Raw genomic sequence first — 17,982 nt, 5'->3', positions numbered from 1 at the left:
TTCCCGCGTTAAATAAAAACGCGGGTTTCTTTTCTATTTTTAAAAGCAATGTTTAAAATCACTCTTTTTATTCCATTTTCTTGAGCGCGCGCTCAATAGCATCTATCAGACTGTTCTTCGGAGCTATGGTTGTAACCGGGATGTTAAGGATTTTTTCCACTGTAGGACCTACGATAGGAGCGCAGACCAGGGCTTTTGCCCCGTCCCTTTCGGCATTTACAGCAGAGATAATTGCATCTTCCATAGATGTTGCCGAGTATTCCCTGATGGTGACAAGCCTGCCACCGATCTTTTTCTTTGTTTCCACGATATTGTCAAGTACGGATCTGGCTGCAATTACAGCGATAAATTCTCCACTATCTGATTCCTTAATATCACGGATAGTTTTTACAATCTGACGAAGGGTTTTTATGTTAGGGTCCCGGTTACCCGATAGGATCTTATAGAGGGTGCTCGGGGGGATGTTCGCCTTTTTCGCAAAATCCACTGCAGTCAGGTTAAGGTCTTCCTTAATAACAGCGGAAAGTGTTTTCTGAAACACTTCGTCGGACTCAAATGCGGATTTGATGACCTTGTCTGCAACATTCATTAAATTCAACCTCTGATCCTGTAAAAGATTTTGACAAATATTGAGAATTTACGTTTTACAGGAGTTTTTATTCCTAAATGAGAAATATATCCAGAAGTATTAATACATTTGGGTTATAATAGAAAGGCATTTGAGAAAGTATATATAGCAAATTTCAGACAATATTAACACGTAAGAGGTTAATCTCTATTTTCACGGTGATTCTTCTTTCAATGAGAAAATGAAAGGATGGGAGGGGATGGCTTTTTGAATAAATGTAAAAAAAGCCAGCAAAAAGAAAGTGAAAAATCTGCAAGATTTTCCTGAAGAGAACCCTATCCCAGTAGATCTTATTTAGCAGGTAGATCTATAGTGTAAGAAGAGGCAATTATTGAGGTGAAGTTTTGAGAAAATCAAGCATACTTATACTTGCTTTACTGCTGATCGCATCTATCTTCGTATCTGGCTGTGCTGATAATGAAGATGAAATTACTGAACTGAACATCGGCTACCAGCCGAGTACGCATCAGATTGCATATATGACTGCCTATGAGAAAGGGTGGTGGCAGGAAGATCTTGCACCTTACGGGATCACAAAAATAAATGAATATCAGTTTCCTACAGGCGCTCCGGAAATGCAGGCTATGATGGCTGGAAGCCTGGATGTAGCTTATGTTGGAGCAGCCCCTGCTATTACAGCCCTCAGCCAGGGTCTTGATGCAAAGATTGTTGAACCTGTACAGATAAATGGTTCAAGCATTGTTCTCAGGCCTGAGCACGAGTATGAAAGCCCTGAAGATCTGAAAGGGCTCAGTATTGCTACCTTCCCGCCAGGAACAATCCAGGACACCCTGATCAGAGATTGGCTTAAGAATAACGGGCTCAATCCTGAGACAGATGTAAAAATTCTTGGGATGGCTCCTGGAGACGCTGTCACCGCTATTTCAGCCAAACAGGTCGATGCTGTCTTCCTGCCGCATCCCTCACCTTCTGTAATCGAAGCTGAAGGCAATGGGCGTACAATTGTACAATCTGGAGAGATGAGTCCGAACCATGCCTGCTGTGTGCTTCTTATTAGCGGAAAACTTATCAGAGACCACCCTGATGTCGTGGAACAGATTGTAAAGACCCACATTAAAGCAACCGAATATAATCTGGAAAACCAGGGTGAAGCTGCCCAGATCTACTCAAACAAAACCACAGAGAATGTAGAAGTTATAAAGAAATCTCTTGAGGAATGGGATGGAACCTGGATAACAGACCCTGAACTGATTAAAGATTCAACTGTTGAATATGCAAATATCCAGTATGAACTTAATTACACCCAGAAGCCTCTGACAGAAGAAGAAATATTTGACACAAGCTTCTACGAAAAAGCAGTAAGTGAAGAATAAAAGAAGAAATAGAACAGATGAAGTGAAAAATAAAAGGAACAATTAAATAAATTATTTGATATGTTAAGCTGCCCCAAATATAAAAGGGGCAGTTTTGAACTTTAACCATCCTGAAAACAGAAAACTGCCGGAAAGATAAAAAACTAAGAATCCTTTTAATAAGACATGAAAATTAATTTCATAAAAACAATCGAAGAAAAAGGCATTGAAGCATTATCTCTTGTAATCGCGGTTGCCATATGGCAACTTGTAGCGGATAGAATTGTACAGAACAAACTGCTTCTGCCAAGTTTTTATGATGTGGTAAACTCTTTTACCGTGATTGTTAAAAATGGACTAATTTATACGGATACCCTGACAAGTTTACTCCATTTCTCAATTGGTATTGCAGCTGCTTTTATACTTGGTATTCCTCTTGGAATAATCATGGGATGGTTTAAAACGGCAAACAGGGCAATCGACCCTATAATAGAAATCCTGCGTCCGATCCCTCCTCTTGCCTGGATCCCTTTTGCAATAGTATGGTTCGGGCTTACACATCAGGCAGCAGGTTTCGTTGTGTTTGCAGGGATGATCTTCCCAATAATTATTAATACCTACACTGGTTTTAAGAACGTTCCACGAGTCTATGTTGAGGCAGCAAAGGTTCTTGGCTGTACACGTAATATAGACCTCATCCGCTATATTGCGATCCCTTCAGCTATGCCTTCGATTGCTGCAGGGATAAGGATTGCAATGGGTGTAGGCTGGATGTGCCTTGTAGCAGCAGAGATGTTTGGAGTAAGCAATAGAGGGCTTGGTTACCAGATATGGCACAATTATTACCTGCACAGAATGGATTTCGTGCTTGTATATATGCTCCTGCTGGGGTTCATAGGTCTTTTCATAGACCGTTTCTTCAGATACTATGTAGATGAAAAACTTCTCAGATGGAAGTCAGGGACTGTGATGTAAAAATGGGTAGAGTAAGTGTAAAAAACGTTTCACGCATCTTCACCAAAAAAGAAGATGGGTCCGGAACCGAAGCTCTGCATAATATAAGTTTTGATGTGCAGGATGGAGAGTTTATCTGCCTCCTCGGGCCTTCAGGCTGCGGGAAGACAACACTGCTTAGAATAACTGCAGGCCTTGAGACCCTTACCTCAGGAGAAATCACACTCAATGGAGTTCCCATAACAGGTCCTGACCCAAAAAGAGGTATGGTTTTCCAGCAATACTCTCTGTTTCCCTGGAGAACCGTTATAGACAATATTACTTTTGGTCTGGAAATGCAGGGAATTGATAAGACCAGAGCTCGAAAGCAGGTTGAAAAATACCTGGAACTTGTAGGCCTGGAGCAATTTAAAAACAGCTATCCTCATGAGCTGTCAGGAGGTATGCAGCAGAGAGCTGCTATTGCAAGAGCCCTTGCTAACGAGCCTGAGGTGCTCCTCATGGATGAACCTTTTGGAGCTCTTGACGCTCAGACCCGGAACGTACTTCAGGACGAGCTCCTGAAGATATGGGAACAAAAACATGTAACATTCCTTTTTGTAACTCACAGCGTGGATGAAGCTGTAGTCCTCTCTGACAGAATAATAGTTATGACTTCAAGGCCGGGAAGGATAAAGGAAATCGTAAAAGTGGAAATCCCCCGCCCTAGAAGCCGAACCAGTCCGGAAGTAAACCGCCTGAGGGATCACATCCTCAAACTTCTGGAAGAAGAAAGGTTTACCAGGTAAGTTACTGGAAAAAATGAAAAACGAGTTTTGAACGAGCCGAAAATTATTTTTCGGCTCTAATAATTACTTTTGTTAACGGCTCCACTCTTTTTACAGCAACTTTTCCAACAAGCTCAAGAGTTCCTCCCGCTTTTACTGAACCAAGAGAACAGCCAGGCCTCACACGAATATCTCCTCCACAGACTGCAATATTTATCCTTGCCCTGTCAAGAAGAACAAGTTCGGATACTGTTTCTATATTACCCAGAACTTTTGCTGCTGCACAGATAATGGCACTTCCAGCTTTCACGTTGCCCTGAACAATAGAACCTTTCCCGAGTTCAAGTCTGCCTGATACGGTGAGATTTTTCCAGAACTTTACTTCCGGTCCGACAATAACGTTGCCGTCCAGTGTAAGGTCTTCTTCCAGAAAAGCCCTTTTTTCAATCACGTAAGTGTTGGACCGGGGGTGGTACTTAATAAAGCGCGTCATTGGAAATTACTCCGGGTTACTGTCCCCAGCTATCGATTGAAGAAAGCCGTAAACAATTTGCTTTTATGGCTATGTAAAAACTTTGCCAATTGGATTTCAAAGTATGATTGAACATCTATTATATAATATCATCGTATGTTCACTAACAGAAGCCTCAATAAGAAACCGGCAAAATAATAGTGTACGGACTAAGAAAAATCAAATTGAAAAAAAAGACCGGCTAGAAAAAGTGATTCCGCGATACTCAAAGCCGGAAATTAGTGTGATTTTGAAATTAAGAGTAAAAAAGACTGAAAAATTATAAGTAAATATTTTTCAGCCTGCTTTCTTTTTTAAATTGTCCTGTTTATTCAACAAGGCTGGCAAAACCGTATTTGGGGAGTACCCTTTCGATTTTGATCCTTACTTCGTCGCCTACTTTGGTGCCCGGGACAAAGATTACAAAACCCTCTATGCGGGCAATGCCGTCTCCCTGGCGAGCGAGGTCCTGAATTGTAACGTCGTAAACTTCGCCTTCTTCAACAGGAACAGAGCCACTTTCTTCTCTGAACATGAAAACCATTCCTTTAATCAGGTTAAAACTTGGTATAACCAGGTGTTTTCTCAACCCAAACTTACTCGACAACGCTTGCAAATGCAAACTTGGGAAGTACTCTTTCGACTTTAATGCGAACTTCATCGCCTACTTTAGTGCCCGGGACAAAGATTACAAACCCTTCTATGCGAGCAATGCCATCTCCCTGGCGAGCAATATCCTGAATTGTAACATCGTAGACTTCGCCCTCTTCGACAGGGACTGAGCGACTTTCTTCTCTGAACATGAAAACCATTCCTTTAATTTACTTTAGTTAAATCTTTAGTGTTAATTTAATACCCCTTATTGAGTTACTCGACAACACTTGCAAATGCAAACTTGGGAAGAACTCTTTCGACCTTAATCTGGACTTCGTCACCAACACTGGTGTTAGGGACAAAGACTACAAAACCCTCAATACGAGCAATGCCGTCTCCCTGACGGGCGATGTCCTGAATTGTAACATCGTAAACTTCACCCTCTTCGACAGGGACCGGGCGACTTTCTTCTCTGAACATGAAAACCATTCCTTTAATTTACTAACAAAATTTAAAATACTGCGTAATTATTCTCTCAACCCAAACTTACTCAACAACGCTTGCAAATGCAAATTTCGGAAGTACCCTTTCGACTTTAATCTGGACTTCGTCGCCTACACTGGTATTCGGGACAAAAACCACAAAGCCTTCGATACGGGCAATGCCGTCTCCCTGGCGAGCAATATCCTGAATAGTTACGTCGTAAGTTTCACCCTCTTCAACGGGCACAGAAATACGTTCATCTCTAAACATTAGATTCATTCCTTTGACTTCTATTAATCAGCTTATTAAAGCTCCATGGACAGAACAGAAAAGAGTAAAAACAGTACTTTACAGGCCAAACTTGAAAAACCAAATTCAGGAAGTACACATTCTACTTAATCTATTACAGTGACTAAGCCCCAATAGAGCTTCGGATAAGTCAATTAATTGGTCATACTCATATTCGCTTGTATATAACGTTTTGCTTTAATTCATCAAAAAAAGAAAAATAGAGAAGTTAGGAAACTACCCCGAATCTGATTTCCGGAGTTCAGGAATCTTACTTCAAAAACAGGATAAGTAATGAGAAATTATTAATAATTAATATAAAAAATAAAACTAATCTGAATAAAATTGTATATTACAATAAAAAATGATTCCTTAACATAAAAGTAAAATTTTCTTGAGATTCTGATGAATACAGAAAAAATTCTGATTTCGGGTTATGAAGAAATATGGAAATTGCCTGCATAGGCGCAATCTATAAATATTTGAAAATACATTCTGAGAGTCGCTCATTAAATGAGAACAATAATGCGTGGGCCCGTAGCTTAGTCAGGCAGAGCGATGGACTCTTAATCCATAGGCCGGGGGTTCAAATCCCTTCGGGCCCGCTGATCTCAAGCTTTTTCTGGCAATTTTTATCTTTATACCTCTTTTCTATGCTTTCTTTTAATGCTCGATTATTTCCACTTTCGGTGAATTTCTACTATTCGATGAATTTTCACTATTCAACGAATTCCCACTATTCGATGAATTTTCACTATTCAACGAATTCCCACTATTCAACGAATTCCCACTGCGAGGAATTCTTACTTTTCGATCACCTGAGAGATAAACCTGAACTGAAGGAAGAGTTATCAATCAGGAAAGACAAAAATTAAAAATAAAAGAAGAAAAGATGGAGTGCAACCCTGATGCCAAAAGTAAGCGTGGAGATCCCTCAGGAACTCCTTGATGACCTTAACAAGCACGTAGGAGACAACAAGAAGTTTGTAAGTCAATCGGATGCTATCCGAACCTCTATTCGTAAAATGCTTGATATGATGGACGAGATTGATAGGAGACATGGTAGGCTTAATGAGTGAATCCCTGGCATATGAAACTCTATCCGACAAAAAATCTTATTAAACTAAAAACTACAAAAATACCACCCCTTTATTTCTACTGTGTTCTGGGATCAGTAGACTAATTTTATGAGATTTACAGGGAGTAGCAGATTTTCTTCTGGAAAAAATGAGGGTTGACTATAATATAATCAGAGAAGTTTCTGATTTTTCGGCGGGTTGTTGAAAGAAAAATCTTCAGACTTAAAAAGAAAGAGGACCTAAAAAGAAAGGTTTTCAGGGTTAAAGATTTTCCCTGAAATTTTTGATACCCTGTGCGACGTTTGAAAGCAGGATAAAAGCTATTCTCTGGTTAGGCCATGAACCCAGGCCGCAGTCAGGACCCACATATTTGATCAGACTGCCAAAACGCCTGTATGCCAGCTTCAACCTTTTTTCAATCACTTCCGGAGTTTCCAGCTGCGAAACGATTTCAGGGATATATTGCTGATCTTTCCAGATGTTGGTACAGTATTTCTCATTGAGAATTCCAGCAAGGGAAAAGATATCCGTTCTTGCAATTCCAATCCTCAGGAAAGAATCGGTGTCTTCAAGCATCTTTTTGTCAATAAGCTCAAGGTAAGAAGGAGTGCCTGCAGACTCAACGCCTATTACATTGATTGTGGTGGTCTCACAGGCATAATTGTAATAAAGAGGGGAATGAAGATGGATCTCCACGTCAGCTCCCCATTTGCTTGCAGCCTTAGAAGCTTCTGTAAGGGCGGAGATAACATCGTTTTCATCGAAGGCAAGTTCAGGATTGAGCCCTATGCTTGGCTCGTCAATTGAAACCGTTGCGATCTTAAAGTGTTTTGCAGATTTCATCGAGTTCCGGACAAACCTGTTTATGCTCTTTGCAAAAAGAGTGTATATATCCGTATACCTGGTGCCTCCGAACTCTTTCAGGTAAAGTTCGGTTGGGCCGGTCACACAGATACGGACCTTTAAGGTCTCCCCGAATTTTTCTTTATAGGCTTTTGCTACCGTCTCTATAGCCTCAAGCTCTTCAATCCTTGCGCACTCCAGTTTTACCTCAAAGGGACTGTCTGTACAGTTAGAATCCCGGATAACCTTCAGGAACTGCTCGTTCATGTCCTGATACTGGGGATAGGTAGGAACTTCTACGCCTGCATCGATTTTCTGCTGAAAAGCATCATTGATTACAGTAAAAAGTTTCTCATCTTCTGTTCTCGTTTTAAAGGCATTCTGTACCCATTCCCTGCTAACTCCTTCAGGGAGTGGATAGCTTCCTATATCGTCAAAGATGATTTCTTTCATGCTCTCTAGTATACCTGTAAGAATTTATTATTATTGGAAAGACAGTAAAATTATAAAATAACAGATGAGAAGTACTATGAGAATATCTTCTCAAAAGAGAACAATTCATCTGTTTATCCGTTGATTTTTTTCGAGTTGCCCCCCTTCCGGAGTTATTCATCTACCCAGGCTGTTTATTTGCCTTAATTGTCCATTTTCCGGAGTTGTTCATTTACCCGAGCTGTTTATTTGCCTTAATTGTCCATTTTCCGGAGTTGTTCATTTACCCGAGCTGTTTATTTGCCTTAATTGTCCATTTTCCAGAGTTGTTCATCTACCCGGGTTGTTAATTTTCCGGAGCTATTAGCGGTCTTTCATCTCTGCATTAAATGCATTGATGCCTTTTGCCGTATTTTCAAGCAATCTGAAAGCAAGATCCTGGTCCGGCCAGAATGCTAGCCCGCAGTCAGGACTTGCGTATTTTATACGATCCCCGAGAATAGAGCAGGCTTTTTCAAGCCTTTTTTGTATTATATCAGGAGTTTCAAGTTCCGTGACGATTTTTTGCATATATTCTTTTTCTTTCCAGGCGTTAACTCCATAGGTCTCGTTAACCATGCCTATGAGGCTTGAAATATCAGTCCGTGAGACCCCGAGCCTTATATAAGTATTCGAATCTTCCAGAATTTTTTTGTCCATAAGATCTATATAAGAAGGAGTTGCAGCGTATTCAAACCCCATAACGTTGATAGGGGTCTCGCAAATGAGTTTGTACTTTAAAGGAGAGTGCAGGTGGATCTCCACATCAGCCCCCTGTTTCCGCGCGTAAGTGGAAGCCAGAGTAAGGGCAGAAACAATATCTAAGTCAGAAAACTGAATTTTATCGTTCATTCCAAGGCTTGGTTCATCCAGGGCGATAACCTTAATTTTGAAGTTTTTCGCAGCTTTAAACGCCTGCTTTATGAAGTTCTCAATATTCAGAGCCATGATATGGTATGCATCTGAGAAAGCCGTTGCCCCGAAAGCCTGAAGGTAAAGGTCAGTTGGACCGGCAACACAAACTCTAACCTCCAGAGTCTTGCCTGTCCTTTCTCTGTACTGTTTTGCAACCTCATCAATTATCTCCAGCTCAAGGATTTTTGCGTTCTCTTCTTTTAAGACGTAGGGCTCATAACAGTTTTTCTCATCTCTGATAATGTCAAGAAACTGTCCTATCATATCTCTAAACTGCGGATAAGTGGGAACATGAACTCCAGCGTCTATTTTTCTCTGAAAAGCGTCACTTACCAGAGAAAAGAGTTTTTGGTCCTCAGTTCGGCTCTCGGCTGCAGCTTTCACCCATTCCCTCGTAAAACCTTTAGGTGTTGGGAGACTGCCTCCATCGATAAAAATGATCTCCTGCATATTTGTATGTAAGATTGATCGAGTATTATAAGTATTGGAATTACTCCGAATAATAAACTTAAGGAACAGATAATAAAATAAAACTTTTAAAAGAATAATATACAAAAATATTTAACAGTATAAATATAAAAATAAATTTAAAGTAACAAAGAGTATAGAGTTTAAGGGAGTTTTAAGAGCTTTGCCCGGAACAGGCATATTCGAAATTTAACATTTCGGTCTCTCTCTTAAATTGTTAAAATAATTCAGGAGCTGCAGAGAAGTTTAAAATTACCACATTGTTTAAGATGTCAGGTTTTTGGGGGGTTTGAGTTATGAAAACTGAAATAAAATTACTGAATGAGTATTATCCCTGGCAAGAAATAAAACTCAAGGGAGCCAGATGCTATCTAAAAGGAAATGTATTTCTGGAGAATGAATTTCTGAGTACGGAAAGGCTTGCTGAGTTAATATCTTCATTAATCTGTAAAGAGGAACAGGAAAAGGAAACGAGAGATTTCCTTGAGAAATTAAACGGGGTATTTGCACTTGTTGCCGAAACTAAAGATATTATTTTTTGTGTTGTTGATAAAACAAGAAGCACTCCTCTGTTTTATGTAAAAACAAAAAATAGTTTTATTGTATCAGACAGTGCCTATTATTTAAAAGATAAAATTAACCCGCATCTGAATGAGGAAAATGCTGCAGAGTTTATGGTTGCAGGTTATGTAACAGGCAATGAGACCTTATTTGATGATATAAAACAGGTAAGAAATGCAGAATTTTTAATTTATCAGAAAAATGACGGGCTTCTGAAGTCCTGTTGCTACTTCAAATTTTTACACGGGAATTATTACGAACTGCCTGAAAATGCATTGCTTGAGATTCTTGACCGGACACTTGTAAATGCTTTCTCAAGGCTTGTAAAAAGCACCAGCCAACAGGGGAAAACGCTGGTTGTTCCGCTAAGCGGCGGGCTTGATTCTCGCATCATTGTTGCAATGCTGAAGAGGCTTGGAGCTAATGATGTCATATGTGTAAGTTACGGGAGAAAAGGTTGCCGGGAGTCAGAAATAAGCAAAAATGTGGCAGAAGCTCTCGAGTATGAGTGGATTTTCGTAGAATCTACAGCAAAAAAATGGCGTGAAAATTATAATTCAAAAGAAGCGGACCTGTTCCGGATTTGGGCTGCAAACCTGACATCTCTCCCGCACATGCAGGACTTTCCTACTGTAAAAGAGTTAAAGCTCCAGGGGAAAATTCCGGAAAATTCAGTATTCGTCCCCGGACATACGGGATACGGCACCTATATTCCCGATTCAGCGAGTTTCGATTTAGAAGCTTACCTGGAAGCCTCTCTGAAAAAACATTACAACCTGTGGCCATATGGACAGGAGCCCGAAAAGGTCTTCAAGCAGAGGGTAAGCAAATTAATATCAGGACTTGAAATTAAAGACAACGAAACATTTGCAAATGCACTCGAATATTTTGATTCCAATGAAAGGCAGGCAAAATTTATCCTCAATTCAGTCAGAGTTTATGAGTTTTTTGGATATGAATGGAGGATTCCATTATGCGACTCCGAATTGATTGAATTCTTTTTAAGGGTACCGATTGAATACAGGATAAACTGTAACCTCTACAAAAAATATGCCAGAAACTGCCTGTTTTCAGGAGAACTGGAGATGCTTCAAAAAATTGACTGTACCACCGATTTCCTGAACCTCAAGGCTCTGAAAAAGAGATCAATATATGAAAAAGTCCTTCATTACAGGACATTCGCTCACAGTTACTATGATCAAAAAGTGAATAACCCTGTATGGGGAAGGTACTTTGAAAATCCTCTTATTTCGAGGCTTCTAATTAAAGTTTCAAGATATGACAACGAAAATATTGATGACTACCCACTACTAAAATCAATCCTGGAATACAGAAACGAAGAAAAATATCCTCTGACAGTGAATGGGATGAGTTCCCTTGAATACCTTTCAGGCATTAAAGGAGAAACTTATGCTTCCAGGAGCAAGAAAGTTATTAAGCCAGCTGGCTCTCCGGTAAAAAGACCTCTTTAATTAGCTGATTTTTAAATAGCTGACATGAAAAGAGGAAAACTATGGCTAAAAAACTTTAAAATAGAGATTAAGAGAATTCCTGGGATCGATGAGCTCCTGCTGGAGCATAAACATTGTATTTGATAGAAAAAATGTTTCTTCTGGATAATTCGATCCCATATTCTGAAAAATTCGGTCTCTTATGTTTTCAGGAGGATTTTGCGTAATTTAATTCGAGAAGGTGAGCAGGTGCACCTCCCGGTATCGCATATTTAAAAGTTTTATTCTCCGGTTCCAGATGCAGAAAAAAAATCATATGCCTTCCTGGAATTTAAAGGCTCAAGCAAAATCTGTTCTGCCCTTATACCGTAAAGCTGAGACTTATATCCGAGTGGAGATTTATATCCGAGTGGAGACTTATATCCAATCAGAGACTTCATCACGGCAAAAAATACTATTATTCAGTAAAAAAGGAAAAAGAAAAAAATAATATAAATTGTGTAAATTCCCGGATCTGGGTACTCAATGCCTTTTCTTATACCTTGCAAGAATTTCTCTGTTTGCCTCAAAAGCTTTCTCCTCAATGTAACCCTTTTCCAGCGCCCATTCAAAAAAGGACTGGAGAACCCTTGCAGCTGTCCCGACGAATTTTTTACCTCCTCCCACTTCAATCACATAGTCGTCAAGGAAATCATGGATCCCTTCAGAACTGATTTGTTCGGGGCTACAAACATCAAAGTAATTTCTATTTTCGAGTTCAGACGGGGTAGCACAGAGAGCCTTGTCTTCTTCTGACAGATAGTCCTCAGCATTGAGCTCAAGGAATTCTTCATAAAGAAGAATCACATCCTCACAATCCAGGAAGGCGTCAGGCTTTAAAGAGGCTTCCTGTTCGCTTAAGAATTTCCGGAAAGCTTCGTTTATTGTGATCATATTTATCTCTGCAATGCAATTTGTAGAGTAATATCAGTTCGTTATACGAGATCTTATATTTTTCTAGAAGGCGCTTTATACAAAATTCTGCTACTGCTACTATATATCTGTATTCTAAGAAAAATCAAAATAGCGGATCATACAAATCAAGATAATAAATTAAAAATAAGAAATTAGGATACTAAGCCGGGATAATAAATTAGAAATAAGGAGTTAAGATACTGAACAAGGATGATAAATTGAAAACATAGAAAATGGAGATATTAAATCAGGTAACAAGTTAAAAATAAGAAATTAGAAAAAAAGAAAAAAAGAAAAAAAGAAAATAGAAAATAGAGAAAGAAGAAAAAATGTTCCTGCTTTTTCCTTTTAGATCTTTCTATTTAGATATTTCCGTTTAGATATTTAATTTTAGATATTTAATTTTAGATCTTTAATTTTAGATCTTTAATTTTAGATCTTTAATTTTAGATCTTTAATTTTAGATCTTTAATTTTAGATCTTTAATTTTAGATCTTTAATTTTATCTGCTATTCTCTCTTTCGATTCCTTTCGTTTATTTTGCTTTTTTACATTGATTCAGGGGCAATAATTCCAAGAGTATCAAGAGAATTTGCAAGGACGACCCTGGCACAGTCCACAAGAGCCAGCCTTGCAGCCCTGACATTTTCATCCTCGGCTGCAATAACCGGAACGAAACGGTAGAACTGGTTGAAGGCATCGGCAAGTTCGCGGGCATAAATAGCTAGAACGTGGGGCTTGAGTTCACGAGCTCCAAGGTCGATTACGCTGTCAAACATCGCCATCTTCTTAATAAGATCGATCTCGCTGTCTTCGACAAGGAGAGAGGGGTCAATCTCTTTATCAGGATTCCAGGCTGCTTCCTCTTTTGCTTTCTCAAGGATGCTGCAGGCACGCGCATGGGAATACTGGATGTAAGGGGCTCCCTGCTTCTCAAAATCAAGAGCTTCTTTCCAGTTGAAGACTGTGGATTTTTCGGGAGAAACCCTGACTATATCGTAGCGGACCGCACCAAGTCCTACTGCTTCTGCAACCTGCTTTTTGAATTCATATGATGTTTCAGGGCGGCGGGTTTCGACCTGTTCAAAAGCAGCTCCAGTGACCCTATCAAAAAGATCGTCCGCGCTTATAAACTGCCCGCGGCGGGTGCTCATGGAGCCTTCAGGCAGAGAGACAAACTCAAAGATTACAACCTCAGGCTCTTTGACTCCGATCGCATTCAGAGTAGCCCTGAGCTGGCCGGAAATAAGCTTGTGGTCGGCTCCGAAAACATCAATTATGCGGTCTGCCTGCCCGGCTTTCCATTCGTGGTAAGCAAGGTCGCGGGTTGTGTAGAGAGAAGTGCCGTTTGAACGCTGGATAACAAGAGTCTTTTCAAACCCGTAATCCGAAAGGTCAACAACAAGAGCTCCTTTGTCCGTTTTTGTCCTGCCTGTAGCCTTGATGCGTTCAACAATATCATGGACTGCACCGGACTTAAGGAAAGTGGACTCACTTACGAACTTATCGTGAGCCACATTTAAACGGAGCAGAGTCTCCTTGATACCTGCAACAGCCAGAGAAACTGCCTTATCAAAATGCTCGATAGTCCTGACATCTCCGGCTTCCACCTTTTCCATGAGGGCATCAATTTCCTTTATATACCCAGGGTTTTTGTCCAGCTCAACATTGGCTTTAATATATACGTCAGCAATTGCGGAATCGGACTTTCTGGAGAGGTCAAGCTCAAAGCGTTCACACGCCCATGATACTACAGCAATCTGTCTGCCCATATCATTAACATAATACTGGACCTCCACGTCGTATCCTGCGCGTCTGAGGATGCGGGCAAGAGTATCCCCTATAATTGAGTTACGGATATGCCCTACATGAAGGGGACCGTTTGGGTTTGCCGAGGTGTGTTCAAGGAGAATTCTGTCCTTTGGAGCCCCGCAGCCAAACTTCTCTTTCTCTTTAAGGACAGCATTCACCGTTCCATTAAGGTAGTGCTTTCCTGCAAAGAAGTTAATATAAGGACCTGCGGCACTCACTTTTCCTATAAATGAGCCTTCAGGAATTTCAACTGCAGAAACGATGCGTGACGCCAGATCTTTTGGGTTTTGCCTGTGAATGCCCGCAAGCCTGAATGCGGCTCTGCTTGCAAGGTCAGCATGAGGAGAGGTTTCGAATTGAAGTTCGGAATCCTCAACCTCAAACCCTGCTTTTCGAATAGCTTCTTTTAAGATTGATGTAGCCTGAGCTTTGAGTTCCAGGAACAAGATTAATCACCTGTATAAATTACCTGTAAAAAACTGAAATTACTTAATAAATCCTTGTATGATAGATTTAATCTGTCAAATTGTGATCTGATCTATTATCGATTAATATTGACCTATCGATTAATATTGACCCAGGATTTGACTGGTATAATATTTTTAATTTACAACTCCTGATCCACTGATCTAAAGGACAATTGAATTAAAAAAGTATTGGGTAAAAAATTACCGGATAGGAGGAGGGGACTTTGCCCCTGAATGAGATCAGACTCCGGTATTGTATCTCAGGATTGCAGCTATGCCTCCAAAGGCGTTCATGAGCTGAGAACCTTCATCAAAGTCTGTGGATACGAAGACCACTTTTGCATTACTTTTGTCGGCAAGCTCAGAGAATTCGTCAACAATATCAGTAACATCCGTAACCTCAAGAGAAGAGCCACACTTGGGACAGTTCCCTGCTGCAGGTGCGGGTTCTCCGGGTTTCCAGCGCCTTGTCCACTTGTTTTCATATCCGCAGACACTGCATTTTGTAGTTACTCTTTCTGCACGCAGATCTTCGGAAAGCAGGAGCACGTCCACAGAATTAATCTCAAGGTTTGCCCTTACCTGAGATTCACCGTAGGCTACCTTACCCGAATCGGCGATCAGTTCCTTGAAAAAGTCTCTGACAGCATTTTTCTGGCCCATGAGTTCAAGGTCCTGAAGCTTTTCACCTGCAGCATTAACAAGCTCGGAAAGCCCGGATTCATCGGTGTATGCCGTATCAAAGAGTCCAAGGATTTTCTTCATGAGTTCATGGTGCAAAAACTCCCCTGCATGAAACTCTTCTTTTGTCGGAGAGGGACCTCCAATAAGCACACCCTTGAGGTCTTTGTGGTCAACAGCCATGAAGACTTCACTTGCAGCATCTCCTATCCTCTTGTAAAAGTCATGGATTGCGATAAGCCTGAGCTGCTGGAAACGGTGGGCACTCTGACCTCCTTTCCTCTGCTTTCCCGGAACTGTTGATGTCAGGTTGCGGAAAGGCTGGATTCTTTTTCCCACAAGAAGACCTATGGTTGCTTCCCTGCGGTCAAGAACCAGAAGTCCGTAAGTGTTCTTATCTTTAAGCATGTCCTCAAGAGGCTCAAGATAGAAAGATGAATCACAGTGATACTTATAGACAGTGATGGGGTCAGGAGGAACGATTACCTCGCTTTCCATGCTCGTCTTATTAGCTCCTATATCAACAGCACCCGTAAAGTATACTATCCCGTTCTCAGGCACTTTGTCCAAGTATCTGAGCCTTGAAAGCAGAGACTCGATTGCCCCCTGAACATTTGTCCTCGTAAGCTTGGACTTGATATTAGCAGCCTGCCCATGCTCGTCTTTTAACTGGTTTGTGACATCGAAAATTTGCTTATCAGGAGGGATATAGAGAGATATAAGCTCAGTGCTTCTTCCTTTCTTGTCCCTGAGACCCTCAAGCTTCTTTTTAAATTCGTATTTTTCATGTGCGGATTGTTCAGTCATTTTAAGAATTCCCCGATGAATAAAGAAGTATGATTCGTGATTATTGTGACTTTGTTAGCGAATTGAAACTTTAAATTGTTTCGTTAGCCAGATTAATTTAGCTTTAGTAAATCCAGTAATTGTAAATATAGTTATTAAGTAAAATATTTGCTTAGCATATCGGTTGTATACAACGGATAACTGGAGGATTTGATAAGGATAAATCACACAGTGAGTTCCTGTCTCACCCGAAATCCGGGTATAAAAACCGCCTGAAACGCGAAGAACCTGAGAGTGGAAAATACATCTTTCAGAAGCCAGCATCCAGACAAGCTGCGAAACCATTCGCTAAAGCCTGCATTTATGCTATGCAAACCTGACAGATTTCGCACCCTTTTGATCGCACTAGATATGAGACATAATCTTACTCAGACTGTATGTAATAGTTAAAAGTTTGTTTAATTTAGATTAAATTATCCCCTGACGGGATCATACCCTAATTGAAACTTAGGTTTATATTTGTTTCTATACCCCAACTTATTTTATATATTCACGAAACTATAAAAATTTTTCTGTTTTCTGATTCCCAAAAAACCAGTTTCTTGAAAGATAGAAAGAACCAGAAAACATAAAAATGGAAAGGTAGGTAATAATAGAAAAGAGAATGAAAAAAGAAGGTCAAACAGCAAGATTTTAATCCGGACAAGAAGTCTTTTTTACTGCTTCTTTTTACTGCTTCTTTTTACTGCTTCTTTTTACTGCTTCTTTTTACTACTTCTTTTTACTACTTCTTTTTACTGCTTCTTTTTACTGCTTCTTTTTACTGCTTCTTTTTACTACTTCTTTTTACTACTTCTTTTTACTACTTCTTTTTTACAGGAGATTTTCTTCCGTCCTTTGAAAGCAAAACTACCCGGCTGATTTCGGATTCGTCTGCAATTTCATATCCCAGGTGCTTTGCGAGTTCTTTTGAAAATTCAAGCACTTCTTCATGAGACGGCATGGCAGAGCGTTCAAGGCGAAGCCGTGAGAAACCAAGGTGCATATAGGCTTTAATTTCAACAAAATCCGGTGAGGCTTTTTTAATCATTTCGGCGTAACCTTCCGGATTGAATATGTTTTCACCCTTAACAAGAGTGGTTCTGATGACTGTCCGCGAGGATTTATCCTTCATGATGTCCAGGGACTCATTTATCCTGTCCCAGAGTGCAGGAGATTTTGGCTGGCAGATCCTGAGATAGGTCTCAAGGTCAGGGGCGTCAAGGCTCATGTATAATTGGGAAGGATTAACTTTTGCGAGCATCGAGGGGACAGTTCCATTTGTTACCAGAAAGGTAGTAAATCCTCTTTTTTCGTATTCCTCAATGAGTTCCGGAAGGTAAGGGTAAAATGTTGGCTCTCCGGACAGTGAGATTGCGACATTATTGGGCTGATTGCCCTCAAGCCAGCGTTCCCGGAGTGCATTTGGAGAGCCACCGAAACCCGTAATCAATTTGCGCTGGCAGGCAATGCTTTCCTCAACTATCTTTTCAGGAAAGTCCCATTCTCCGGGCGCGGGCACAGGAACCTCAGTAGGACGCCAGCAGAAAAGACAGCGCTGGTTGCACATAAGAGTTGGAGTCATCTGAAGGCATCGGTGGGACTGAACTCCGTAAAATTTCGATTTGTAGCAGAAGCCTTCGTCGTTCATGGCTTTCCGGAGCCAGAGACAGGTCTTTACAGCCGAGTGGCGGCCTGCCAGGGCATAGCCCTGCTTTTTAAGAAGGGTAGCAAAATCAGGGATATCAAAGGGAAGAGAAGTCTGCTCTTCACCTGTGTTTTCTTCCTGGACTTCAGGAAGGTTTTCCCCGAAATTTTCCTGTTCTTTCTTTTTTTCTTCAAGCGGCATTTTTCGGATATTAATTCTTTGTGGTATATATAAGGATCGGAAAATAATTTTAGAGAACTGCAGGTAGA

The 17,982-nt window shown here is 40.5% G+C and carries 17 protein-coding genes and 1 tRNA gene; 6 read left to right on the top strand and 12 right to left on the bottom strand.

All coding sequences use genetic code 11. From position 1 onward, the window contains the following. Positions 1 to 67: 67 nt before the first annotated feature. On the bottom strand, positions 68 to 589 hold the full coding sequence (locus M886_RS04210) for a helix-turn-helix domain-containing protein (protein WP_048037712.1): 522 nt from the start codon (positions 587 to 589) through the stop codon (positions 68 to 70). A gap of 383 nt (positions 590 to 972) precedes the next feature. On the opposite strand from M886_RS04210, the gene M886_RS04205 reads away from it, so the two are divergent. The 3 genes from M886_RS04205 (at position 973) to M886_RS04195 (ending at position 3,683) form a co-directional block, all read left to right on the top strand. Next, positions 973 to 1,962 (top strand): ABC transporter substrate-binding protein, encoded by a 990-nt coding sequence (locus M886_RS04205; protein ID WP_048037714.1) that lies wholly within the window; start codon positions 973 to 975, stop codon positions 1,960 to 1,962. A gap of 165 nt (positions 1,963 to 2,127) precedes the next feature. Then, positions 2,128 to 2,916, top strand: coding sequence for an ABC transporter permease (locus tag M886_RS04200; protein WP_011033307.1), 789 nt, complete (start codon positions 2,128 to 2,130; stop codon positions 2,914 to 2,916). A gap of 2 nt (positions 2,917 to 2,918) precedes the next feature. Further along, positions 2,919 to 3,683 (top strand): ABC transporter ATP-binding protein, encoded by a 765-nt coding sequence (locus tag M886_RS04195; protein WP_048037750.1) that lies wholly within the window; start codon positions 2,919 to 2,921, stop codon positions 3,681 to 3,683. A 43-nt stretch (positions 3,684 to 3,726) separates the two neighbouring features. Here M886_RS04195 and M886_RS04190 read toward each other — a convergent pair whose 3' ends face one another. The 5 genes from M886_RS04190 to M886_RS04170 all read right to left on the bottom strand — a co-directional run bounded on the left by M886_RS04190 (position 3,727) and on the right by M886_RS04170 (position 5,520). Further along, positions 3,727 to 4,155: a bactofilin family protein gene (locus M886_RS04190; RefSeq protein ID WP_011033305.1), complete on the bottom strand. Its 429-nt coding sequence runs from the start codon at positions 4,153 to 4,155 to the stop codon at positions 3,727 to 3,729. Between the two features lie 346 nt (positions 4,156 to 4,501). Next, positions 4,502 to 4,708, bottom strand: a complete 207-nt coding sequence (locus tag M886_RS04185) for a TRAM domain-containing protein (protein ID WP_011033304.1) — start codon at positions 4,706 to 4,708, stop codon at positions 4,502 to 4,504. A gap of 61 nt (positions 4,709 to 4,769) precedes the next feature. Beyond that, positions 4,770 to 4,976, bottom strand: coding sequence for a TRAM domain-containing protein (locus M886_RS04180; RefSeq protein ID WP_011033303.1), 207 nt, complete (start codon positions 4,974 to 4,976; stop codon positions 4,770 to 4,772). Between the two features lie 64 nt (positions 4,977 to 5,040). Beyond that, positions 5,041 to 5,247: a TRAM domain-containing protein gene (locus M886_RS04175; protein ID WP_011033302.1), complete on the bottom strand. Its 207-nt coding sequence runs from the start codon at positions 5,245 to 5,247 to the stop codon at positions 5,041 to 5,043. 66 nt (positions 5,248 to 5,313) lie between these two features. Continuing rightward, positions 5,314 to 5,520: a TRAM domain-containing protein gene (locus tag M886_RS04170; protein WP_011033301.1), complete on the bottom strand. Its 207-nt coding sequence runs from the start codon at positions 5,518 to 5,520 to the stop codon at positions 5,314 to 5,316. 549 nt (positions 5,521 to 6,069) lie between these two features. Here M886_RS04170 and M886_RS04165 point away from each other — a divergent pair. Together M886_RS04165 and M886_RS04160 are read left to right on the top strand one after the other, a co-directional pair. Further along, positions 6,070 to 6,143: transfer RNA gene (locus M886_RS04165), tRNA-Lys, on the top strand. Between the two features lie 303 nt (positions 6,144 to 6,446). Continuing rightward, complete coding sequence (locus M886_RS04160; protein ID WP_011033300.1) at positions 6,447 to 6,617, top strand: ribbon-helix-helix domain-containing protein; 171 nt, start codon at positions 6,447 to 6,449, stop codon at positions 6,615 to 6,617. A 261-nt stretch (positions 6,618 to 6,878) separates the two neighbouring features. Here M886_RS04160 and M886_RS04155 read toward each other — a convergent pair whose 3' ends face one another. Continuing rightward, on the bottom strand, positions 6,879 to 7,913 hold the full coding sequence (locus M886_RS04155) for a methionine synthase (protein ID WP_048038636.1): 1,035 nt from the start codon (positions 7,911 to 7,913) through the stop codon (positions 6,879 to 6,881). Positions 7,914 to 8,255: 342 nt separating this feature from the next. After that, on the bottom strand, positions 8,256 to 9,296 hold the full coding sequence (locus tag M886_RS04150) for a methionine synthase (RefSeq protein ID WP_015411757.1): 1,041 nt from the start codon (positions 9,294 to 9,296) through the stop codon (positions 8,256 to 8,258). A 314-nt stretch (positions 9,297 to 9,610) separates the two neighbouring features. Between M886_RS04150 and M886_RS04145 the strand changes: the two genes are divergently transcribed. Next, on the top strand, positions 9,611 to 11,347 hold the full coding sequence (locus tag M886_RS04145) for an asparagine synthase-related protein (RefSeq protein ID WP_015411756.1): 1,737 nt from the start codon (positions 9,611 to 9,613) through the stop codon (positions 11,345 to 11,347). 501 nt (positions 11,348 to 11,848) lie between these two features. Here M886_RS04145 and M886_RS04135 read toward each other — a convergent pair. The 4 genes from M886_RS04135 to twy1 form a co-directional block, all read right to left on the bottom strand. Beyond that, positions 11,849 to 12,259: a hypothetical protein gene (locus tag M886_RS04135; RefSeq protein ID WP_011033295.1), complete on the bottom strand. Its 411-nt coding sequence runs from the start codon at positions 12,257 to 12,259 to the stop codon at positions 11,849 to 11,851. Between the two features lie 569 nt (positions 12,260 to 12,828). Then, positions 12,829 to 14,538 carry an arginine--tRNA ligase gene (gene argS, locus M886_RS04130; protein ID WP_011033294.1) on the bottom strand — a complete coding sequence of 570 codons (1,710 nt, stop codon included), beginning with the start codon at positions 14,536 to 14,538 and terminating at the stop codon, positions 12,829 to 12,831. Positions 14,539 to 14,799: 261 nt separating this feature from the next. Beyond that, positions 14,800 to 16,047, bottom strand: a complete 1,248-nt coding sequence (prf1, locus tag M886_RS04125) for a peptide chain release factor aRF-1 (protein WP_011033293.1) — start codon at positions 16,045 to 16,047, stop codon at positions 14,800 to 14,802. A gap of 841 nt (positions 16,048 to 16,888) precedes the next feature. Further along, positions 16,889 to 17,914, bottom strand: coding sequence for a 4-demethylwyosine synthase TYW1 (twy1, locus tag M886_RS04120; protein ID WP_048041259.1), 1,026 nt, complete (start codon positions 17,912 to 17,914; stop codon positions 16,889 to 16,891). Between the last annotated feature and the right edge of the window lie 68 nt (positions 17,915 to 17,982).

Source organism: Methanosarcina soligelidi (assembly GCF_000744315.1).
GTDB lineage: Archaea > Halobacteriota > Methanosarcinia > Methanosarcinales > Methanosarcinaceae > Methanosarcina > Methanosarcina mazei.
This window is presented reverse-complemented; position numbering and strand designations above follow the sequence as displayed.